This is a genomic window from Leucobacter alluvii, from assembly GCF_039530485.1.
Lineage (GTDB): Bacteria > Actinomycetota > Actinomycetes > Actinomycetales > Microbacteriaceae > Leucobacter > Leucobacter alluvii.
In genome coordinates this window covers 848,384-866,395 of the sequence record NZ_BAAAOP010000005.1, presented here as the reverse complement: position 1 = coordinate 866,395, position 18,012 = coordinate 848,384, and the positions used below count along the sequence as shown (strand labels likewise).

Genomic DNA, 18,012 nt, shown 5'->3' with positions numbered 1-18,012 from the left:
TTTTACAGAAAGGGTCGTACAGTGTAAGCCAGAGACGGCACACACTGTACGACCCTTTCGCCATTTCAGGGCCCTCGTCGTCGACGATGAACAGGTTTCCCGGTCGTGATCGGGGCTTCGAGCGTTCGTTCTCAGGGGAATGGGTGTTTCCCTTCCAGTAGACTGGTTCCAGAACTGAACGCCGACGGAACCGGAAGTGGGCCGCCTATGGGAGCGATGATGAGTGTCCTGCTCATCCTCGCTGTCGTATCCATCGCGACTCACCCGCTGGCTCGAGTACTCGGCCGCAACGTCTTCTTCGTAGGGGCGGCGCTCCTCGCAGCCGTTACCGGCCTCTTCGCCGTGCTCGCGGTCCAGGTGTACAGCGGTGCGCCGGTCGTGGAGTCCTTCGCCTGGGTGCCGCAGCTCGACCTCACGCTGACGTTCCGGCTCGACACGATCTCCGTGCTCTTCGCATTGCTCGTCTCGGGGGCCGGCGCGCTGGTCCTGCTCTACTGCAGTCGCTATTTCGACGCGCACGAGCCGGGGCTCGAGCGCTTCGCCGCGGTGTTCATGGGGTTCGCGACGTCGATGCTCGGCCTCGTGCTCGCGGACGATGTCTATCTGCTCTTCATCTTCTGGGAAGGGACGACGATCTTCTCGTTCCTGCTCATCGGACACCTCACCCGTCTGCGCACGTCCACGGCCGCCGCTCTCCAAGCGCTCATGGTGACGACGCTCGGCGGACTCGCCATGCTCGTGGGCCTGGTGCTTCTCGCGAATCAGGTCGGCAGCTCGCTGCTCTCGGATATCGTCGCCACGCCTCCCCAGGGTGGCGTCGGCATCACGGCGGTGTTCTTGATCCTCGCCGGAGCACTCTCGAAATCGGCGATCTTCCCGTTCCACTTCTGGCTGCCGGGCGCCATGGCGGCGCCGACGCCGGTCAGCGCGTACCTGCACGCGGCGGCCATGGTCAAAGCAGGCATCTACCTGATCGCCCGCGTCACCCCGGCGTTCGGCGACGTGCCCGGCTATCGGGAGACGCTGGTCGTTCTCGGCGCCATCACCATGATCAACGGCGGCATTCGTGCGCTTCGCCAGTTCGACCTCAAGCTCATCGTGGCTCACGGTACCGTCAGCCAGTTGGGGCTGCTGGTCATGGTGTTCGGGGTGGGCGACCCGCGGGCGACCTTCGCCGGCTTCGCGCTGCTCTTCGCGCACGCACTCGCGAAAGCGCCACTCTTCCTCTCCGTCGGCGTCATCGACCATTCGACCGGCACCCGCGATCTGCGAAAGCTCAGCGGGCTCGGGAAGAAGATGCCGGTGCTCTTCGCGATCACGGTGCTGGCGTCGGCGTCCATGGCGGGGTTCCCGCCGTTCTTCGGTTTCATCGCGAAAGAGTCTGCGTTCACGGAGCTGCTCGAGGTCGGCCAGGAGCGGCCTCTGGCGATGGCGGCATTCGTGGTCGCAGTCGTCGGCAGCGTGCTCACGGTGGCCTACATGGGTCGGTTCGTCTGGGGCGCATTCGCATCGAAGCCGCACGTCGAGACCTGCCGAGTCGCTCACGCGCCCGAGCGTTCGATCCTGATCGCTCCCGGCGTGTTCGCTGGTGCGACATTCCTGATCGGGCTGGTCGCGCCTGCAGCCGACGCGGTGCTGCTTCCACTGGTCAACGCGGAAGCCGCAGGTGTGAAGATCGAGCACCTCGCACTGTGGCACGGTGTGACGCCGGCCCTGTTCGCCTCGGCGGGGGTGCTCATCGGCGGGTCGTTGCTGGCCTGGGTGCTCAGTCGTACGACCCGGCGCATGCAGCCTCCCGTCGAGCGGTTCTCGGCATCGCACGCCTACTGGATCGTGACGCACTTCGTCGATTCGATCGCCGTGAAGCTCACGTCCATCACGCAGCGCGGCTCGCTTCCGTTCTATCTCGCGGTGATCCTGATCGTGCTCGTCGGAACGCTGGGCGGCACCGCACTCGCGACCGCCGAATGGCCCGGCGAATTCGTGCTGATCAGTTCTCCGGTGCAGATCCCGATCGCACTGGTGATGATCATCGCCGCCCTGTTCTCCCTGCGCGCACGCACGCGATTCCAATCGGTGGTGCTCGTCGGCCTGACCGGATACGGCATGGCCGCGATCTTCGCAATGCACGGGGCCCCAGATCTCGCGTTGACCCAGGCGCTCGTCGAGACCGTCACGCTCATCGCATTCGTGCTCGTCATCCGGCGCCTGCCCCAGCGGATCGGTCATCGCGCGAGCCGCCCCAAGAGGTGGCTCCGTGCGGGCATCGGCATCGGCGTCGGGCTCGTCTTCGGCATGCTGGCGGTCATCGCACTCGGATCGCGCATCGCGGAGCCGATCTCCCTGCAGCTGCCCGAGCTCGCGTACGCCGGCGGCCACGGGAGCAACGTCGTCAATGTGATGCTCGTCGACATCCGCGGTTGGGACACGATGGGCGAGCTCTCCGTGATTCTGGCTGCCGCGACCGGCGTGGCGTCGCTCGTCTTCCTCAGCACCCGTGTCGACAACCGCCCGAAGCTGAGCCGGCGGGACGCGCGGAGGGCCGCGCAGGAACACCTGCTCCGCGTCGCAGACCCCAACGATCCCGCGCGCCGCATGACCTGGCTTCTGGCGGGACGGCACCTCGATCCGGCGCGCCGCTCGATCCTGCTCGAAGTCGTGGTGCGTCTCATCTTCCACGCGCTGATCATTCTGTCGATCTACCTGCTCCTGACCGGGCACAACTCGCCGGGAGGCGGATTCGCGGGCGGGCTCGTCGCCGGGCTCGCGCTCGTCGCGCGGTACCTCGCAGGCGGCCGCCACGAATTGGGTGCTACGGTTCCGCTCGATGCCGGCCGCATTCTCGGCGCTGGGCTCGCCATCGCGGTGTCGATGGCGTTCATCCCCATGCTCTTCGGGCAATCGGCACTGGCGTCGGCGTGGGTCGATATCGATCTCGGCATCTTCGGCTCCATTCCGCTGGTGACCTCGACGCTCTTCGACATCGGCGTGTACCTGGTCGTCTTCGGATTGATTCTCGACGTGCTCCGGAGTCTCGGCGCCGAAATCGATGAGCACGAAGAGGCGGATATCGCCTCGTTCGAGGAAGAGGAGGTGAGCTCGCGATGACGATGCCACTCGTTCTGGTCGCCGTGATGGTGGTGATGTACGCCTGCGGTGTCTACCTCATGCTCGATCGGTCGTTGACGCGCCTGCTGCTCGGCTTCCTCCTCGTGGGCAATGCGACGAACCTGCTCATCTTCTTGATGTCGGGAAGCTTCGGAGCTGCGCCGATCTACGGAGAGGCGTCGGCCGAGGAGATGAGCGATCCGCTCCCGCAGGCGTTCATTCTCACGGCCATCGTCATCACATTCGGCGTCAGCGCCTTCCTGCTCGCGCTCATCTACCGGTCGTGGCGCCTCGCGCACGACCATGACGACCGCGTGCAGGACGACGATTCCGATCTGGAGCTCGCCACGACGCGCGCACTGGCAGCGACCGAGGTCACCGACGAAGACCTCGCGGAGACGCAGGAGTACGACGACGAGGACTACGCCGAATCCGGCGCAGACATCGCACCGAGCGGCAAGCCAGCCTCCGATGCATCCGAGACCGCGGGGGAGCCGAAGACATGATTCAGCTCGTTCCGCTCGCCGTGCTCATCCCGCTCGCGGGGGCCGCCTTCGCACTTGCCGTGCCCGGGCACCGCCGCTTGCAGCAGGGAATCACGCTGTTCGCCCTGAGCGCCGTCGTGCTGCTCAGCGGCGCGTTGATGTTCCTGGTGGATGCGCACGGCACGCTCGTCATGGAGGTCGGGGGCTGGGCGGCTCCGTTCGGCATCGCACTGGTCGTGGACCGGGTGTCGGCGCTCATGCTCACGGTGTCATCGATCGTGCTCCTCGGCGTCTTCCTCTTCTCGCTCGGTCAGGGCCTCGCCGACGGAGACGAAGACACGCCGGTGTCGATCTACTACCCGACGTACCTCGTGCTCGGTGCCGGCGTGTTCAACGCGTTCATCGCGGGCGACCTCTTCAACCTCTACGTCGGCTTCGAGATCCTGCTCGTGGCGAGCTACGTGCTCATCACGCTCGGAGGGACTGCGCAGCGCATTCGCGCCGGCGTGACGTACGTCATCGTGTCGCTCGTTTCGTCCGTGCTCTTCCTCGCAGCGATCGGGTTGATCTACGGCGCCACGGGCACGGTGAACATGGCGCAGCTCACGGTGCGGATCGCGGAGCTGCCGAGCGAGGTGCAACTCCTGCTCAATCTGGCACTGCTCATCGCGTTCGGCATCAAGGCCGCCGTCTTCCCACTCGCCTTCTGGCTGCCGGACTCGTACCCGACGGCCCCGGCTCCGGTCACGGCGGTGTTCGCCGGATTGCTGACGAAGGTGGGCGTGTACGCCATCATTCGGACGCAGACGAAACTGTTCCCGGATTCGAGCGTCGACCGATTGCTCCTCATCATCGCGGGACTGACGCTCCTGGTCGGCATTCTCGGCGCCGTCTCGCAACTCGACATCAAACGGCTGCTGTCGTTCACGCTCATCAGCCACATCGGGTACATGATCTTCGGAATCGGCATGGCCAATGCAGCCGGCTTCGCCGCGACGATCTACTACATCGCGCATCACATCATCGTGCAGACGACCCTCTTCCTCGCCGTCGGTCTGGTCGAACGACAAGGCGGGACCACCTCGATCTCCGGTCTCGGCGGCTTGATGCGCACTGCGCCGTTCATCGCCATCCTCTTCTTCATCCCGATGCTGAACCTCGGCGGCATCCCCCCGTTCTCAGGGTTCATCGGGAAGCTCGGGCTCTTCACGGTCGCCGCCGATGTCGCGAGCCCAGAAGCGTACTGGCTCATCGGCATCGGGGCGCTCGTCTCCCTCCTCACCCTCTATGCGTTGGCGCGCGCGTGGGTGCTCGCGTTCTGGCGAGCACCGGCGCAGCAGGGAAGCGATCCGAAATCCGCGAAGCCCACCACCACGGAAGCCGTCATGCTGCGCGAGCGCGAGCAGGCGCTCTTCGAGCGCTTGCAGGACGCGCCAGATGCGCAGCCGCAGGCCGAGCAGAAGGAGATCCCGAAGCTGATGTTCGTGGCGACCACCGGCATGGTCGCCATCAGCGTCACACTGACCATCTTCGCGGGTCCGCTCTACGCGTACGCGACCCGGGCAGGAGAAACTCTCGCCGAGCCGGGTATCGTCGTGGAACAGGTGCTCGGCGACGGCTCTGGAGCCGGCTCGGGCGGACCCGGCGGTGGGAGCGGCCAGACCACGCTCGAAGAGGGGGAATCGCATGAGTGATGCACCCACGGAGCTCGCGGGTGAATCGCCCCGCGAAGCCCGTCGACGCGAATTCGGCGTGCGGCTGCACGAACTGCCCCTCGTGATCGGTCTCGTCGTTCTCTGGATGATGCTCTGGCACGAGGTGTCACTGCTTTCGGTGCTCAGCGGTCTGGTCATCGCCGTGTTCGTCATGCGACTGTTCTACCTCCCGCCCGTGGAGCTCGCCGGTCGATTCAATGTCTGGCATGCACTGCGGTACCTGGGGTACTTCATCTGGCACCTGGCGCGCGCCTCATGGGGAGTCGCATGGCTGGCCGTGCGCCCCGGACCGGTGCCGACGACGTCGATCATCGCGGTGAAGCTCACCACGCGGTCCGACTTCATCATGACGATGGTCGCGCTCACGAACTCCTTGATCCCAGGATCTCTCGTGACCGAGATCGATCGATTCAACTCGACGCTGTACCTGCACGTGCTGAATACGCCGACGCAGCGCGAGCTGACGCAGATGCGACGCAGCGTGTACACCATCGAGCGCCTGCTGGTGATGGCAGCCGGGTCCAAGCAGGAAGTGCAGGCCCTGACATGAGCGATATCACGCAGCTCCTGCTCATCGCGGCTGGCATCGGTCTCACCGTGACCGCCCTCGCCGCCATCGTGCGCATCGTACGCGGGCCGACGATTCTGGATCGCATGATCGCCTCCGATGTGCTCCTCACGACGCTGATGCTCGCCGTCGGCGCCGACATGGTGGCCCGCGGTCACACCGACACCATCCCGCTGATGACGGTGATCGCCGCCACGGCGACGCTCGCGACGATCGTCGTCGCCCGCTTCGTGAAGCGGCGCGCGGAGCAGCCTCCCCACCAGCAGCCGAAGGAGACGGGACATGTTTGATGCCGTACTCGATCTGATCGCGGCCGTCTGCATCTTCCTCGCCGCCGTGCTCTCGGTCGCGGCGGGAGTCGGTATCATCAGGTTCCCCGACGCGCTCAGCCGTCTGCACGCGGCAACGAAGCCCCAGATCTTCGGGCTTCTGCTGACGATCACGGCGATCGCGCTCGAGGAACGGTCCGTCGCGACGCTGCTCGCCCTGGTGCCGGTCTTCGTGTTTCAATCCCTCACCGCTCCCGTGGCCGCGCACATGGTGGGTCGCGCTGCGTATCGCACGGGGCAACTCGACACGGCCACGCTCGTGGTCGACGAGTTGGCGCCGGCCATCGAGCGCAGCGAGGAGTCATTCGCGCGTCGCCCTGAACGGGAGAACGACGCTGGATCGGAGCCTTCGAAATCCGGCTGACGTGCAGCGAGCCGGGCCCGACGGGACCCGGCTCGCTGTCGACGATTCCTCGTGCGCGTCGTGGAGAGGAACTGCCTCGCTACGCGTCGACCAGGTATCGGCTGTAGGCCGGAACGGTCAGGAACGTCGGGAAGTCGTCGCCGAGCGCCACGTCGGTGAAGAGCTCCGCAGCGTCGTCGTAGCGATCGCCGTCCGCGCGTTCGAAACCGGCGACAGCCTCAGCGACGAGCTCGGCGACCCATTCCCGAGTGATCCGCGTGCCCTCGGCAGTCGACTGATCCTGATGGATCCACTGCCAGATCTGGGAACGGCTGATCTCGGCGGTCGCCGCGTCCTCCATCAGATTGTCGATGGCGACCGCGCCCAGTCCGCGGAGCCAGGCCTCGATGTACCGGATGCCGATCGAGACGTTCTCGCGCACGCCGGCCTCAGTGATATCCCGACCGATCCGCACGTCGAGCAGCTGAGCCGCGGTCACATGCACGTCATCGCGCTGCCGATCGACCTGGTTCGGGCGCTCACCGAGCACCGCATCGAACTCGGCTTCTGCGACGGGGATGAGGTCTGGGTGCGCCACCCACGTGCCGTCGAACCCGTCGCCGGCCTCACGGTGCTTGTCCGCGCGGACCTTCTCCTCCGCACGCGCTGTCACCTGCGGGTCCCGACGGTTGGGAATGAAGGCACTCATCCCGCCGATCGCGTGGGCGCCGCGCTTGTGGCAGGTCTGCACGAGCAGCTCGGTGTAGGCGCGCATGAACGGCACGGTCATGGTCACTTCACTGCGGTCCGGGAGCACGAAGCGAGCTCCGCGACCGCGGTAGTTCTTGATGATCGAGAAGATGTAGTCCCATCGCCCGGCGTTCAGTCCGGCGATGTGGTCCCGCATCACGTACAGGATCTCTTCCATCTCGAAAGCCGCTGGAAGCGTCTCGATGAGCACGGTCGCGCGAATGGTGCCGTGGGGGAGACCGAGCGCTTCCTCGGTGAAGGTGAAGACGTCGTCCCACAGTTTCGCCTCTTCGCTCGACTCGAGCTTGGCGATGTAGAAGTACGGTCCCCGTCCTCGCGATACGAGCTCGCGCGCGTTGTGGAACGCGTACAGTCCGAAGTCGACGAGGCTGCCCGACGCTGCACCGGCACGTCCATGCGTGTCCGTGAAGCGGAGGTGCTTCTCGACGAGGTGCCACCCGCGGGGCCTCATGACGATCGTCGGGGTGCGCTCGGCGGTGACCCGGTACTCCTTGCCGGCCTCGCTGGTGAAGGCGAGCTGCTCGCGAATCGCGTCGAAGAGCGAGATCTGGCCGCCGATGACGTTGCGCCACGTCGGGCTCGTCGCGTCTTCCTGATCTGCGAGCCAGACGCGAGCGCCGGAGTTCATCGCGTTGATCGTCATCTTCGGGTCGGTGGGGCCGGTGATCTCGACGCGCCGATCCTCGAGACCCGGGCCCGCGCCGGCGACGCGCCAGTTCGGATCCTCTCTGATCGCCCGAGTCTCCTCGCGGAACTTCGGATCTCGTCCGTTGCCGATCTCGTAGCGGCGTCGCTGTCGGTCGGCGAGACGTTCGTGCCGAGTGCTGGCGAAGCGGTCGTGCAGACGAGTCAGGAACTCGAGGGCATCGGGCGTGAGGATCTCTTCGCTGCGGGGGAATGGACGTCCGAGCACCTCGAACCGCGACGGCGATGTCGTGCTCTCGGATGTGCTGGTGCGTTCGGTGGTGGCGGTCTGCAGCTGCAGTCCCGCCTGGGTCGTCGTCATGATCTGCTCCTCGATATGAGTGGTGTCGGGTGAATTCGGTGGGGACCGTCGCTCAGTGGAACTGGCCCTCTTCGGTGGAGCCGACGAGTGCGAGGGTCGAGGCGTCCGGGTTGAGTGCGGTGGAGATCGCGTCGAAGTATCCGGTGCCGACCTCGCGCTGGTGCTTCGTCGCCGTGTAGCCGCGCGCCTCGTCTGCGAACTCGCGCTCCTGCAGTTCGACGTACGCCGACATCCCGTCGCGGGCGTAGCCGTGCGCCAGGTCGAACATCGACGAGTTCAGTGCGTGGAATCCCGCGAGGGTGATGAACTGGAAGGAGAAGCCCATCGCTCCGAGCTCGCGCTGGAACTTCGCGATCGTCTCGTCGTCCAGGTGCTTCTTCCAGTTGAACGAGGGAGAGCAGTTGTAGGCGAGCATCTGATCCGGGAATTCGGCCTTGACGCTTTCGGCGAACTGGCGCGCCAGCTCCAGGTCGGGGGTGCCGGTCTCCATCCAGATGAGATCGGAGCACGGTGCGTAGGCCTTCGCCCTCGCGATGCACGGCGCGAGGCCGTTCGTGACCTTGTAGAAGCCCTCCGCCGTGCGCTCTCCGGTGACGAACGGACGATCGCGCTCGTCGACGTCCGAGGTGATGAGCGTCGCGGCCTCGGCGTCGGTACGGGCGATGATGACGCTGGGCACGCCGGCGACGTCGGCCGCGAGGCGCGCGGAGTTCAGCGTGCGCACGTGCTGCTGCGTGGGGATCAGCACCTTGCCGCCGAGGTGACCGCACTTCTTCTCGCTCGCGAGCTGATCCTCCCAGTGCACGCCGGCGGCACCGGACGCGATCATCGACTTCATCAGCTCGTACGCGTTGAGGGGTCCGCCGAAGCCGGCCTCGGCATCGGCGACGATCGGAACCAGCCAGTCCTCGACGGTGCTGATGCCTTCGGAGTGCTCGATCTGGTCGGCTCGGAGGAGTGCGTTGTTGATGCGGCGCACGACCTGCGGCACCGAGTTCGCGGGGTAGAGCGACTGATCGGGGTAGGTGTGGCCCGAGATGTTGGCGTCGGCGGCCACCTGCCAGCCCGAGAGGTAGATCGCGCGCAGGCCGGCCTTCACCTGCTGCACGGCCTGGTTGCCCGTGAGTGCTCCGAGGGCGTTCGTGTAGCCGCCGGTCGGGGTCTCGCTGGTGAGCTGGCTCCACAGCTTCTCGGCGCCGCGGCGCGCCAGCGTGTGCTCCTCCTGCACGGTTCCCCTGAGCTTGACGACGTCGGCGGCGGTGTAATCGCGGGTGATTCCGTCCCAGCGCGGGTCGTTCTCCCAGTCCCAGGCGAGCTGCTCGGCGGATGAGGGGGTCTGCGATGCGTCGTTGGTCACGATGACTCCTGTGTTCGGCCCGAAGGCGTGTTTTCCGTGTAGTTCCATCCTGAGGGGTGCTCACCAGTCGGATTGGGCACTTCGGGGGGTGAAGAATTGAAGTTTTTTCACTTGCCGGAAGAAAGTGCGTCTGCGAGGATGAGCCGCATGACTCTTCTCGATATCGATCCGGCGCAGGCGACGAGCGGCGAAGCCGCGGGCGATGCGCTGCTCCTCGGGCGCCGCGTCCGCGCGCTGCGCACCTCGCGGGGCCTGACTCTGGAGCAATTGGCGCGTGCCGTCGACCGCGCACCGTCCCAGCTCTCCGCGATCGAGAACGGGAAACGGGAACCCCGGCTCCCGATGCTCAGGTCGTTGGCGGTGGCGCTCGGCGTGACGGTGGACACGCTGCTCGACACGGAGGCGCCCTCGGAGCGCGCCGCCCTCGAGATCGCGGTGGAGCGCGCGCAGCGAGGAACCGTGTTCCAGTCACTCGGTCTGCAGCCGATCCGCGTCTCCAAGGCGACGAGCGACGAGACGCTCCAGGCGATCCTCGGGCTGCATCAGGAAGTCGAACGGCTCCATCGGGAGCGCGCTGCGACGCCGGAGGAGGCTCGGCGTGCGAACACCGAACTCCGGGCGCAGATGCGCAGCGTCGGCAACTACTTCGCCGAACTCGAGGGCGCGGCCACCGGTCTCCTCGACAGCGTCGGGTACGCGGGCGGCCCGGTGTCGCAGCAGACGATCGCGAACATCTCGGAGCGCCTGGGGTTCAGTCTGCATTACGTCTCCGACATGCCGCACTCGACGCGCTCCGTGATCGATCGCCGCAACGGCAGGGTGTATCTGAGCGGCGCGGTCCCATCGCGAGATGCGCGCGCCCCGATCCTGCGAGCGCTCGCGAGTGTGGTCTGCGGGCACGAGGAGCCGAGCAGCTATGGCGAGTTCTTGCGGCAGCGCGTTGAGGCCAACTATCTCGCGGGCGCCGTGCTGCTCCCGGAGGCGGCGGCCGTTCCGCTGCTCGCCGAAGCGAAGCAGCAGCGACAGATCTCGATGGAGGATCTGCGCGATGCCTTCGGCGTCTCTTACGAGATGGCGGCCCACCGGTTCACCAATCTGGCGAGTGAGCGACTCGGGCTCGAGGTGCACTTCATGAAGGCGCACGAATCGGGGACGCTGATCAAGGCGTATGAGAACGACGGAGTGCGATTCCCGTCGGACGCGCTCGGGAACTTCGAGGGAGCAACCGTGTGCCGGAACTGGACCGCGCGGACGGTCTTCGGGCAGCCCGACCGTTTCAACCCGTGGTACCAGTACACCGACATGGCGGCGGGGGGCACCTACTGGTGCACCTCCCGGGTCGAGAAGGCGAAAGAAGGGCAGTACTCCGTGAGCGTCGGGGTGCGCTTCTCCGACGTGAAGTGGTTCCGCGGGCGGGAGACGGCCCATCGTTCTCAGTCCTTCTGCCCGGACGATCAGTGCTGCCGGCAGGCCTCGGCCGAATTGACCCGGAAGTGGGAGGCGGCTGCGTGGCCCGAGGCGGCGACGCCGACGAGCCTGCTCGCGGCGCTGCCGACGGGAACGTTTCCCGGCGTCGACGCCCACGAGGTCTACGCGTTTCTCGAATCTCACGAATAGCGGGGAAATTGCTGGACGCCACGCCGTGAGCGTCGACAAAAGTCGCCGCCGACGTGCGCCGGGAGCCTCGCCTGCGATAGCGTAGAAGTGTCGAGCCGAATGGCTTGCTGAGGCCCCGAGTGAAGAAGTGGGTGAGGACATGAGCAGCGACAATCATGCCCGTCGCGCAGAGAGTACGGAAGTGCGATCGACCCAGCAGTTCCGAGAAGATCTGGGCGCACTCATTCGCACGCGGGCGACCGATCTGACGATCGACGAGCGGGAAGCGGTGGAAGCCTTGCCCTCCGGTGCGGCGCTTCTCGTCGTGAGGCGCGGCCCCGATCAGGGCGCGCGCTTCCTCCTCGACCAGGACGTCACGGTCGCCGGTCGTCATCCGGCGGTGGATATCTTCCTCGACGACGTGACCGTATCCCGACGACATGCGGAGTTCCGCCGCAGCGGTACGACGTTCTCGGTCGCCGACCTCGGTTCGCTCAACGGCACCTTCTGCGACGGGACCCGGATCGACGGCTCGGTCGTGCTGCAGGACGGCGCAGAGGTGCAGGTCGGCAAGTTCCGCTTCACCTTCTTCGCCTCCCGATTCGATCTCGCCGAGGAGAACTAGCGTGGCGGCCTCCCAGGCCCGCCAAAACCCTTCAGGTCTCCTCAGCATCGGTCACGTGCTAGCCCGGCTGCAGGACGACTTCGCCGACCTGACCCCCTCGAAGCTGCGCTTCCTCGAGGAGCAGGGGCTCGTCACGCCTGAGCGAACAAAGTCGGGCTATCGAAAATTCTCGCAGGCGCACATCGAACGCCTGCGGTTGATTCTCACGCTGCAGCGCGATCACTACCTGCCGTTGAAAGTCATCGCGGAGGTGCTCGAGGAACTCGACGCCGGCCGTGACCCGATCATCCCCGGAGCTGCGCCGCGCAGCGCCTCGAGCATTCTGGCGCCGAAGCGCGTCCTGAGCAGTGAAGAGCTGCGGCGATTGACCGGGGCGAGCCCGCGGTTCATCGGCGAGGCGATCGCGGCTGGCCTGCTGCCAGCAGCCGAGGTGTTTCCGCACGACGCGGTCGCGCAGGTGACCGCGCTGTTGAAGCTCTCCGAGCAGGGCATCACTCCGCGTCACCTCCGGCCGCTGCGCGTCGCGGCCGAGCGCGAGGCCGAACTCATCGGCCATGCCGTCTCGACGCGGGGCGTGAAGGCGGCGTCGCCTGCTGCGGTGGAAGGGGCGCTCGAGATCGCGGATCACCTCGACACGGTGCGCGCCGGCGTGTTGCGACGGAGGATCGGCAACGCCTGACGACGCGAACTTCGGCGCGTTTTCAACCCTCAAGTTCCACTTGAGGTCGACACGCGATAATTAACCCTCAACGGTCGTTGCACCAGGGCGAAGTGCTCGATAGCGTTGGTGAAGTTCGGCGCCCATCCTTGCGCGCGCCGATGTGAAAGGAACACGATGGAGCACACTCAGCGGCCCGGCGGCGACGCGGCGAATCCGCCCGCGCACGTCGGCACGGAGTCGGATGTGGCGGCAATGGCCGAGCCGTTCACCTCGTTCTCCATCGACGCTGATGTGCTGTTCGACGACGGCCTTCCGCGCCCGAATCAGGACGGCGGATTCAAGGGCGCCACGGCAGCCCGCGCAGCCGGCATCACCTACCGCCAGCTCGACTACTGGGCTCGCACCGGCCTCGTCGAACCGACCGTGCGCAGCGCCAAGGGATCCGGCTCGCAGCGCCTCTACGGCTTCCGAGACATCCTCGTACTCAAGCTCGTGAAGCGTCTGCTCGACACCGGAATCTCACTGCAGCAGATCCGCACCGCCGTGGCTCAGCTGCACGAAGCCGGCGTCCACGACCTGTCGCAGACGACGCTCATGAGCGACGGAGCGAGCGTCTATCTCTGCACCTCGAACGACGAGGTCATCGACCTCGTGAGCCGCGGGCAAGGGGTCTTCGGCATCGCCGTCGGCAAGGTGCTCCGCGAAGTGGAGACGTCTCTGGTCGACATGGACGAGCACCGTGAGGAGACCGCGTCGGAGACGACGGGGACCGCGGTCGACGAGCTGGCAGCTCGGCGGGAGACCCGCAAGATCTCCTGACTCCAAGGAGTGGCGCGCGTCGGAGTGGCGCGCGTCCTGCGAACTCGAACGGGGGTCAGCTCCGCGACGACTCAGATTCGCGAGAGCTCAGCTCCGGGATGCCCGGTATCGAGCGCGTCGAGGCAGAGCGCTCCACGCAATGCGAGAGCTCGCTCTCAGTTCTCCACGACGGTAGCAGTGGGAGCGTTCGAAGCTCCGGCGCGCCCGGCGTCCATACCGGCAGATCGAAGAATCCGATCGAGCACCAGGTCGAAGTTCGCGGCCATCTCCTGAGAAGCTTCGCCCGGCCACATGTGCACCGGCTTCGCGGCGCCCTGCGCCTGCTGCAGCGAAAGGCGCTCAGGGAGCTGCGGGTTGAGCACCAAGGGGCCGAACATCTCGCGGAGCTCCCGAATGCGGAACTGGTGCTCCAGCGACTGGGGCTGCGTGCGATTGATGAGGATTCCGAGCGGCTGCAGACGAGGGCTGACGCCGCGCCGAATCTCTTCGATCGCGCGAAGCGCGCGGTCGGTGGCCGCGACGGCGAACAGGCTCGGTTCAGCGACGACGAGCACGCGATCGCTCGCCGCCCATGCGGTTCGGGTCAAGGCGTTCAACGAAGGTGCGCAGTCCACGAGGACGAGGTCGTACTCGGACTCGACGACCGCGAGGGCCTCTTCGAGCTTCCAGATGTCGCGTGTGGAGGGGTGGGGGCCGTCGAAGTTGATCGCCGAGGGGCTGCCGACGAGGAGGTCGATCTTGCCGCCCTCGTGGTAGTCGTTCCAGCCGCTGTGCGCGATGGCGCTCCGAACCGTCTTCTCCTTCGGGCTCTCGAGCACGTTCGCGACGTTGGCGAACCCCTCGGGGTTCACGGCCAGACCCGTCGACACGTCGGACTGCGGATCGAAGTCGACGACCAGTGTCCGCAGGCCGCGGGAAAACGCGGCTGAAGCGAGGCCGAGCGTCACGGTCGTCTTGCCGACGCCGCCCTTGAGGGAACTCACACTCAATACATGCACGTGGCAAGTTTAGTGGATTCGCCCCGTGCGTCGCCTGACTTCGTCGTGGGCGAACGGAATCGTCGACCCCGGGCCGGCGGCTCCCGCCGCAGTTCGCCATATGACCACTCGCGCGCGACCGACCATGTATCTTGATATCGAACCAGTTCGACGGTGCGAGCACCCGGCGGCGAGAACAGTAGCAAGGAGGCGGAGTGTTCCAGAAGATCTTGGTGGCGAATCGTGGTGAGATCGCGATTCGGGCGTTTCGAGCGGCGCACGAGTTGGGGGCGCAGACGGTCGCAGTGTTCCCGTACGAGGACCGCAATTCCCTGCATCGGCTGAAGGCCGACGAGGCGTACCTGATCGGCTCGGTGGGGCATCCGGTCCGCGCATACCTCGATGTCGCCGAGATCGTGCGGGTCGCCGTCGAGTCGGGCGCGGATGCGATCTACCCGGGGTACGGCTTCCTGTCGGAGAATCCGGATCTCGCGGCGGCCGCCGATGCCGCCGGCATCCGGTTCATCGGGCCGGGCAAGACCGCGCTCGAGATGGCGGGCAACAAGGTCGCCGCGAAGGAGCATGCGATCGCGGCGGGGGTTCCCGTCCTGCGATCCACCCCGCCGTCGACCGACATCGAAGCGCTGGTCGCCGGCGCCGAGGAGATCGGGTTCCCCGTGTTCGCGAAGGCGGTCGCCGGCGGCGGCGGACGAGGGATGCGGCGAGTGGAGCGGGTCGAGGATCTGCGTGACGCGCTGGCTGCGGCCATGCGCGAGGCGGAGTCCGCGTTCGGCGACGCGACGATGTTCATCGAGCAGGCCGTGCTGCGCCCGCGGCACATCGAAGTGCAGGTGCTCGCGGACTCGACCGGGGCGACGGTGCACCTGTTCGAGCGGGACTGCTCCGTGCAGCGCCGCCATCAGAAGGTCGTCGAGATCGCGCCGGCTCCGAACCTGACGGAGGAGAAGCGGGCAGAACTCACACGCGACGCGATCGCGTTCGCGGAATCGATCGGGTACGAGAACGCCGGGACCGTGGAGTTCCTCCTCGACACCGCGGGCGAGCGCGCCGGGGAGCACGTCTTCATCGAGATGAATCCGCGCATCCAGGTCGAGCACACGGTGACCGAAGAGGTCACCGATGTCGATCTGGTGCGCGCGCAGATGCGGATCGCGGCGGGGGCGACCCTGGCTGAACTCGAATTGACCCAGGATCGCATTCAGCTGCGAGGCGCAGCGCTGCAGTGCAGGATCACCACGGAGGATCCGGTCAACGGGTTCCGGCCCGACCTGGGCCGCATCACCGCGTACCGTTCGCCGGGCGGCGGCGGGGTGCGCCTCGACGGCGGCACGATCGAGGTCGGTGCGCAGATCAGCCCGCACTTCGACTCGATGCTGGCGAAGCTCACCTGCCGCGGGCGATCGTTCGAGGACGCGGTGCGCCGCGCGCAGCGGGCGCTCGCCGAGTTCCGCATTCGCGGCGTCGCGACGAACATCCCGTTCCTCCAGGCCGTTCTCGCCGACACCGATTTCCAGTCCGGCGACATCTCGACCCAGTTCATCGGCGAACGCCCGGAACTGCTCAAGATGAACGCGTCCAAGGATCGCGCGACACGGTTGCTGCAGCATGTGGCGAACGTCACCGTGAACCAGCCGCACGGCCCCCGTCCCGAACTCATCGATCCCGAGGCCAAGCTGCCCCATCTCGATCTGTCCAGGCCAGCGCCTGCGGGGAAGCGGCAGCTCCTCCTGGAGATCGGGCCGGAAGCCTACGCGCGTCAGCTGCGCGAGCAGACCGCGCTCGCGGTGACCGAGACCACGTTCCGCGACGCCCATCAGTCGCTGCTCGCGACTCGCGTGCGCACGAAGGATCTCGCGCGCGTGGCTCCTTATGTGGCGCGCATGACGCCCGAGCTGTGGTCGGTCGAGGCGTGGGGCGGTGCCACGTACGACGTCGCCCTGAGGTTCCTGGGGGAGGACCCCTGGGAGCGACTCGCGAAGCTGCGCGAGGCGCTCCCGAACGTACCGATTCAGATGCTGCTGCGCGGCCAGAACACGGTCGGGTACACCCCGTACCCCGAGCAGGTCGCACAGGCCTTCGTGCGGGAAGCGGCGTCGACCGGAGTGGACGTCTTCCGCATCTTCGACGCGCTCAACGACGTGAACCAGATGCGTGTCGCGATCGACGCGGTGCGAGAGACCGGCACAGCGGTCGCCGAGGTCGCGATGTCGTTCACCGGCAATCTGCTGAGCCCGGCGGAGGACAAGTACACCCTGGACTACTATCTGCGTCTCGCCGAGCAGATCGTCGATGCCGGCGCGCATGTGCTCGCGATCAAGGACATGGCGGGGCTGCTGCGCCCGGCTGCCGCGGCGAAGCTCGTCACCGCGCTCCGCGAGCGGTTCGATCTCCCGGTGCATCTGCATACTCACGACACTCCGGGCGGGCAGCTCGCAACGCTGCTCGCGGCGAGTGCTGCCGGGGTGGATGCGGTCGACGCCGCATCGGCGCCGATGTCGGGCACGACCAGTCAGCCGTCGTTGTCCGCACTGGTGGCGTCGCTCGCCGACACGGATCGCGATACGGGCCTCTCGCAAGACGCCGTCTTCGCGCTCGAACCGTACTGGGACGCCGTGCGCTCCGTGTACCGCCCGTTTGAATCCGGGCTCCCGAGCCCGACCGGGCGCGTGTACACGCACGAGATCCCTGGCGGGCAGCTCTCCAACCTGCGGCAGCAGGCGATCGCGCTGGGACTGGCCGACAATTTCGAGAAGATCGAGGATCTGTACGCCGCCGCCGACCGCATCCTCGGCCGCATTCCGAAGGTGACACCGTCGTCGAAGGTCGTCGGCGATCTCGCCCTGCACCTCTCGGCGGTGGACGCCGATCCGGCGGACTTCGAGTCCCACCCGGAGAAGTACGACATCCCCGACTCAGTGGTCGGGTTCCTCGCCGGAGAGCTGGGCGAGATCCCGGGCGGGTGGCCGGAACCCTTCCGCAGCAAGGTGCTCAAGGGTCGCACCGTGAACATCGATGTCGCGCCCGTTTCCGATGCGGACGCTGCGCTGCTGAACGGGTCGAGCGCTGAGCGGCGCGAGACGCTCAATCGCCTCCTCTTCCCGCAGCCGACCCAGCAGTACTCGGACGTCCGCGAGCAGTACGGCGACGTCTCGGTGCTCGATACAGCGGACTACCTCTACGGCCTGCAATCGGGCGAGGAGCGCGCGATCGATCTCGCGAAGGGCGTGCGGCTGTACGTGGGGCTGGAGGCCATCGGCGAAGCCGACGATAAGGGCCTGCGAACCGTGATGGTGCGCGTGAACGGCCAATTGCGTCAAGTCTTCGTCAAGGATGAATCCGTGAAGGTCGAGGCGGTGCTCGCGGAGAAAGCCGATCGTTCGGCGCCGGGGCACGTCGCTGCACCGTTCTCGGGCACGGTGACCGTGAAGGTCGCGGAGGGCGACGTCGTCGAGGCCGGTCAGCCGGTCGCCTCCATCGAGGCGATGAAGATGGAGGCCGCCATCACGGCGCCGATCTCCGGCCGCATCGAGCGGATCGTGTTCACGGGTACGCGCGGACTCGAATCCGGCGACCTCATCGCGGTCGTCTCCGGGGCGGAGTAGCAGCACGAGCGCCTCGTTGCAGACTCGCG

Annotated in this window: 14 protein-coding genes; 11 read left to right on the top strand and 3 right to left on the bottom strand. The window is 66.7% G+C overall.

Annotation, left to right across the window (positions count from 1 at the left end):
- The first annotated feature begins 216 nt into the window (after window positions 1–216).
- Genes ABFX18_RS08570 through mnhG form a run of 6 tightly spaced genes read left to right on the top strand, consistent with a single transcriptional unit; the run spans window position 217 to window position 6,569 of the window.
- Window positions 217–3,108, top strand: coding sequence for a Na+/H+ antiporter subunit A (locus tag ABFX18_RS08570; RefSeq protein WP_346058004.1), 2,892 nt, complete (start codon window positions 217–219; stop codon window positions 3,106–3,108).
- Window positions 3,105–3,614 carry a Na(+)/H(+) antiporter subunit C gene (locus ABFX18_RS08565; protein ID WP_090149479.1) on the top strand — a complete coding sequence of 170 codons (510 nt, stop codon included), beginning with the start codon at window positions 3,105–3,107 and terminating at the stop codon, window positions 3,612–3,614. Before ABFX18_RS08570 ends, ABFX18_RS08565 begins: the two co-directional genes overlap by 4 nt.
- Window positions 3,611–5,287: a Na+/H+ antiporter subunit D gene (locus tag ABFX18_RS08560; RefSeq protein WP_090149475.1), complete on the top strand. Its 1,677-nt coding sequence runs from the start codon at window positions 3,611–3,613 to the stop codon at window positions 5,285–5,287. Before ABFX18_RS08565 ends, ABFX18_RS08560 begins: the two co-directional genes overlap by 4 nt.
- A complete protein-coding gene (locus ABFX18_RS08555) occupies window positions 5,280–5,858 on the top strand; it encodes a Na+/H+ antiporter subunit E (protein WP_090149470.1) in 579 nt (192 codons plus the stop codon). Before ABFX18_RS08560 ends, ABFX18_RS08555 begins: the two co-directional genes overlap by 8 nt.
- Entirely contained in the window at window positions 5,855–6,166 is a 312-nt protein-coding gene (locus ABFX18_RS08550) for an MrpF/PhaF family protein (protein WP_211648533.1), read from the top strand. The genes ABFX18_RS08555 and ABFX18_RS08550 overlap by 4 nt, the downstream gene beginning before the upstream one ends.
- Window positions 6,159–6,569 carry a monovalent cation/H(+) antiporter subunit G gene (mnhG, locus tag ABFX18_RS08545; protein ID WP_346058003.1) on the top strand — a complete coding sequence of 137 codons (411 nt, stop codon included), beginning with the start codon at window positions 6,159–6,161 and terminating at the stop codon, window positions 6,567–6,569. Before ABFX18_RS08550 ends, mnhG begins: the two co-directional genes overlap by 8 nt.
- A 79-nt stretch (window positions 6,570–6,648) precedes the next feature.
- Here the strand turns inward: mnhG and aceB are convergent, their stop codons facing one another.
- Together aceB and aceA are read right to left on the bottom strand one after the other, a co-directional pair.
- Window positions 6,649–8,325, bottom strand: a complete 1,677-nt coding sequence (aceB, locus tag ABFX18_RS08540; protein ID WP_346058002.1) for a malate synthase A — start codon at window positions 8,323–8,325, stop codon at window positions 6,649–6,651.
- Between the two features lie 52 nt (window positions 8,326–8,377).
- On the bottom strand, window positions 8,378–9,682 hold the full coding sequence (gene aceA / locus ABFX18_RS08535; RefSeq protein ID WP_346058001.1) for an isocitrate lyase: 1,305 nt from the start codon (window positions 9,680–9,682) through the stop codon (window positions 8,378–8,380).
- Window positions 9,683–9,820: 138 nt separating this feature from the next.
- On the opposite strand from aceA, the gene ABFX18_RS08530 reads away from it, so the two are divergent.
- From ABFX18_RS08530 to ABFX18_RS08515, 4 genes are all read left to right on the top strand, one after another.
- A complete protein-coding gene (locus ABFX18_RS08530; protein WP_090149450.1) occupies window positions 9,821–11,299 on the top strand; it encodes a helix-turn-helix domain-containing protein in 1,479 nt (492 codons plus the stop codon).
- Between the two features lie 139 nt (window positions 11,300–11,438).
- On the top strand, window positions 11,439–11,903 hold the full coding sequence (locus tag ABFX18_RS08525; RefSeq protein ID WP_090149863.1) for an FHA domain-containing protein: 465 nt from the start codon (window positions 11,439–11,441) through the stop codon (window positions 11,901–11,903).
- Between the two features lies 1 nt (window position 11,904).
- Window positions 11,905–12,582 carry a transcriptional regulator FtsR gene (ftsR, locus tag ABFX18_RS08520; protein ID WP_211648529.1) on the top strand — a complete coding sequence of 226 codons (678 nt, stop codon included), beginning with the start codon at window positions 11,905–11,907 and terminating at the stop codon, window positions 12,580–12,582.
- Window positions 12,583–12,816: 234 nt separating this feature from the next.
- Complete coding sequence (locus tag ABFX18_RS08515) at window positions 12,817–13,383, top strand: MerR family transcriptional regulator (protein ID WP_249290954.1); 567 nt, start codon at window positions 12,817–12,819, stop codon at window positions 13,381–13,383.
- 155 nt (window positions 13,384–13,538) lie between these two features.
- Here the strand turns inward: ABFX18_RS08515 and ABFX18_RS08510 are convergent, their stop codons facing one another.
- Window positions 13,539–14,381: a ParA family protein gene (locus ABFX18_RS08510; RefSeq protein ID WP_346058000.1), complete on the bottom strand. Its 843-nt coding sequence runs from the start codon at window positions 14,379–14,381 to the stop codon at window positions 13,539–13,541.
- Between the two features lie 194 nt (window positions 14,382–14,575).
- Between ABFX18_RS08510 and ABFX18_RS08505 the strand changes: the two genes are divergently transcribed.
- Window positions 14,576–17,983, top strand: a complete 3,408-nt coding sequence (locus ABFX18_RS08505; protein ID WP_346057999.1) for a pyruvate carboxylase — start codon at window positions 14,576–14,578, stop codon at window positions 17,981–17,983.
- Window positions 17,984–18,012 lie beyond the last annotated feature (29 nt).

Coding starts and splice junctions, on each gene's coding strand:
- ABFX18_RS08570 (WP_346058004.1), top strand. CDS start 217: ATGATGAGTGTCCTGCTCATCCTCGCTGTCGTATCCATCGCGACTCAC.
- ABFX18_RS08565 (WP_090149479.1), top strand. CDS start 3,105: ATGACGATGCCACTCGTTCTGGTCGCCGTGATGGTGGTGATGTACGCC.
- ABFX18_RS08560 (WP_090149475.1), top strand. CDS start 3,611: ATGATTCAGCTCGTTCCGCTCGCCGTGCTCATCCCGCTCGCGGGGGCC.
- ABFX18_RS08555 (WP_090149470.1), top strand. CDS start 5,280: ATGAGTGATGCACCCACGGAGCTCGCGGGTGAATCGCCCCGCGAAGCC.
- ABFX18_RS08550 (WP_211648533.1), top strand. CDS start 5,855: ATGAGCGATATCACGCAGCTCCTGCTCATCGCGGCTGGCATCGGTCTC.
- mnhG (WP_346058003.1), top strand. CDS start 6,159: ATGTTTGATGCCGTACTCGATCTGATCGCGGCCGTCTGCATCTTCCTC.
- aceB (WP_346058002.1), bottom strand. CDS start 8,325: ATGACGACGACCCAGGCGGGACTGCAGCTGCAGACCGCCACCACCGAA.
- ABFX18_RS08530 (WP_090149450.1), top strand. CDS start 9,821: ATGAGCCGCATGACTCTTCTCGATATCGATCCGGCGCAGGCGACGAGC.
- ABFX18_RS08525 (WP_090149863.1), top strand. CDS start 11,439: ATGAGCAGCGACAATCATGCCCGTCGCGCAGAGAGTACGGAAGTGCGA.
- ABFX18_RS08515 (WP_249290954.1), top strand. CDS start 12,817: ATGGCCGAGCCGTTCACCTCGTTCTCCATCGACGCTGATGTGCTGTTC.